Source organism: Negativicoccus succinicivorans (genome assembly GCF_018373335.1).
GTDB classification, from domain to species: Bacteria; Bacillota; Negativicutes; order Veillonellales; family Negativicoccaceae; genus Negativicoccus; species Negativicoccus succinicivorans_A.
On the sequence record NZ_JAHAHH010000106.1, the window covers coordinates 1 to 2,728 of the forward strand.

Below are 2,728 nucleotides of genomic sequence, written 5' to 3' on the forward strand. Positions count from 1 at the left end.
CGTCAGGAAGGCTACATCGTTCACTTGGGCGACCATGACTGGGTACTTTCCTCGCCGGCCGCGCAAAAGAGCGTGGCGATTCTGAAAGAAATCGCCAAACGCGATTACGGCATGAGCGCTGCCGATCTCGAAGGGGCGCGTTTTAACCACTTCCGCAACTACGTCGGCTCGCAACTTTCCTACATGTTCCTCAACATGCTCGCCGCGGAACCGAACGGCGAAAAACTGATCGCGGCACAGGTTCACAAAGTCATTTTGAAATAAATCCAGAGCGGCGCGATGCTTACACTCACTTGGTAGAGGACGGTAAATATGCTATAATATGTACCGTCAAGCGGGTGTAGTTCATCGGTAGAACGTCAGCTTCCCAAGCTGAATGTAGAGGGTTCGATTCCCTTCACCCGCTCCAATTTCATGTTGATTTCGATGACGTTCAAAGCTCCCGAGTCCGGGAGCTTTTTTGCGCCAACGTGTTGCGTTCCGTTCACGCTATTGCGGAAACCTCCCCCGATGCATTCGCGCCTTACCTCCGCGCCGTTTAGCCGTGAAAATGCGTTTTCAGTGGTATAATAACCGTAAGAATAAAAAGAAAGTAAAGGAAATGATATGAACCGATCTTCTTCTCACTTATCTTGGTGGCGTCGCTACGGCGGATGGTTGCTGCTCGGCGTCGCGTTTATCTACATGTTCGCTCTGAACAATTGGACGCCCTGGCATCGCGATGATTATGAGTACGCGCTGATTTGGCAAACGCTGGTGCCGATCGAAAACTTTCATGACGTCATGACGTCTCTCGCGCGTCACTACCAAATGCACGGCGGGCGCATGGTCGCCTTTTTTGTGTTGGATAATTTTTTGCGCTGGCCCAAGGTTTGGTTCAATATCGCTAACGCTCTTTGCTTCATTTTAATGGCGCTCGGTCTCAGCTGGCACAGCGCGGGACGCATCGAAAAATCCCCCGCGCCGGTGCGCATCGCCGCTGTACTGCTCGCGCTTTGGTACACTCTGCCGCATTTCGGCGAAGTGGTGGTATGGATGTGCGGTTCGACCGTATATCTGTGGACGATGACCATCATGGTCTGGTTTCTTTTACCGTACCATTTTTCTCTGCGCCCGACGCGAACGCTTGCCGACAATTATTGGGCGGCAGGCGCTATGTTTTTACTCGGTATTCTCGCCGGTTGGGGCGAAGAAAACGCTTCGCTCGCGACCATCGTCGCGGCGGCCGCGGTGACGCTGTACAGTTGGCATAAAGGTCAGCGATACCGCTGGCAGATCGCCGGCGTCGGCGGGAGCGTGCTCGGTTTCATCGCGCTGGTCGCCGCGCCCGGTAATTTTGTCCGCGTGGCGGAGGTATCCGCTTCCATCGGTCGAAGGATCGGCAATCAGTTCGCGGGAAACGGCGAGATGATGCTCTATATTTTACCGCTGATTTTCATGTGGATGTTAGCCTATCGACAAATCGCGATATCGCGTTACGGACGCAACGCGCCAGCGCCATCCGGATCGAAACGTCCGCTGTATATCGCCGGCGCTCTCGCAGCGGTACTCGCGGTGTCATATGCTACCGACGGTTTTGTCGGGCGTTGGTTTGGCGACGGCTTAATCGCAATCGTTCACGCGCTCGGTTTGCTCAAGCCGAAAACAGTGCGCCTGCTGCAAAATATCGGCTCCGGCGTCGAAGAGATGGGCCTTTACCTCTTGCTCATCTGGCTCGTCTATCGCCTTTTGCGCCGCCGCTTCATGCTCACGCCCGCGGTAACGAAAACCGCCGGCTGGAGGCTGACATTCCGCACGCTTTGGAATCAATATCCCCCCGTGCGCTTTTTACTGATTACCGCAGCACTTGCCGCCGTCAGCAATCTCGCGATGCTCGGCGCGCCGACGTTTCCCGCTCGCGCGTCGATGTTCGCCGTGTTGTGTCTGATCGCCGGTACGGTCGGTTTGTATGACGTGCCCGTAGTTCGTCGCGCCTTCGCACGGGAGCAACGTTTTATTGTCGGTATCGTTTTGTTGATTACGCTGCCGTTTTTGCTCGGCACATTGTATTTTACCGTGAGAATTTACGAAATCGATCAGGCGCGCATGGCCTATATCCGCGACGCGCGGGCGCAAGGCTATACCGCCGTCGAACTCGAGCCGCTTCCCTTTAAGCAGCGCATGCTGCGCCACATTTTCTACGTGGAGCTCGATAACGGCGTTTCTCAATACGGTTTGAAACGCTACTACGGTTTAGAGGAATTGACGATCCGCAAATAAAAAGAAAAACAGCATGTTATAATGGAAAAAAGTGATCTTTATTTCGAAAGGAGTGGACTCATGTTTCCTGCATTTCGTAAATATACCGCGGCGGTCCTCGCCGCGTGTTTCTTGACTATGCCGCTGGCGGCGCCGGTGGAGGCTGCGTGGGGCGGTATCGGAACTTCCCTACTCAAAGGCGCGGTGCAAATGGGCGTAATTCGCGAACAGTTGCGCGAACTTGACGAAAACGGGCAGGAAGAAGTTCTCGCCAACGCCAAAGAGCAAAGCGGTTACTATGATAATGCCGCCTATCAGGAGCGCGCCAAACGCATTTTGAATTCCCTCGTGAAAAGCGGCGTGCCCAAGCGAGAATATGTGATTTTTGTAAATCCTTCCGATGATATCAACGCGTACTGTACGCTCGCCGGCGTGCTTTCCGTCAACAAAGGCACGCTGGACGTGCTGGACGATCAACAGCTGGCGTTTG

The 2,728-nt window shown here is 54.3% G+C and carries 2 protein-coding genes, 1 tRNA gene and 1 pseudogene; all 4 read left to right on the plus strand.

What is annotated here, in order from left to right; all coding sequences use genetic code 11:
- Nucleotides 1-264, plus strand: a 264-nt coding sequence (locus tag KH813_RS06395) for a hypothetical protein (RefSeq protein ID WP_303994518.1), incomplete at its 5' end; no start/stop codon positions are given.
- Between the two features lie 70 nt (nucleotides 265-334).
- Nucleotides 335-409, plus strand: a tRNA-Gly gene (locus KH813_RS06400).
- A 197-nt stretch (nucleotides 410-606) separates the two neighbouring features.
- Nucleotides 607-2,259: a DUF6056 family protein gene (locus KH813_RS06405; protein ID WP_303994519.1), complete on the plus strand. Its 1,653-nt coding sequence runs from the start codon at nucleotides 607-609 to the stop codon at nucleotides 2,257-2,259.
- 60 nt (nucleotides 2,260-2,319) lie between these two features.
- Nucleotides 2,320-2,728: pseudogene (locus tag KH813_RS06410) on the plus strand (peptidase M48); the annotation flags it as partial.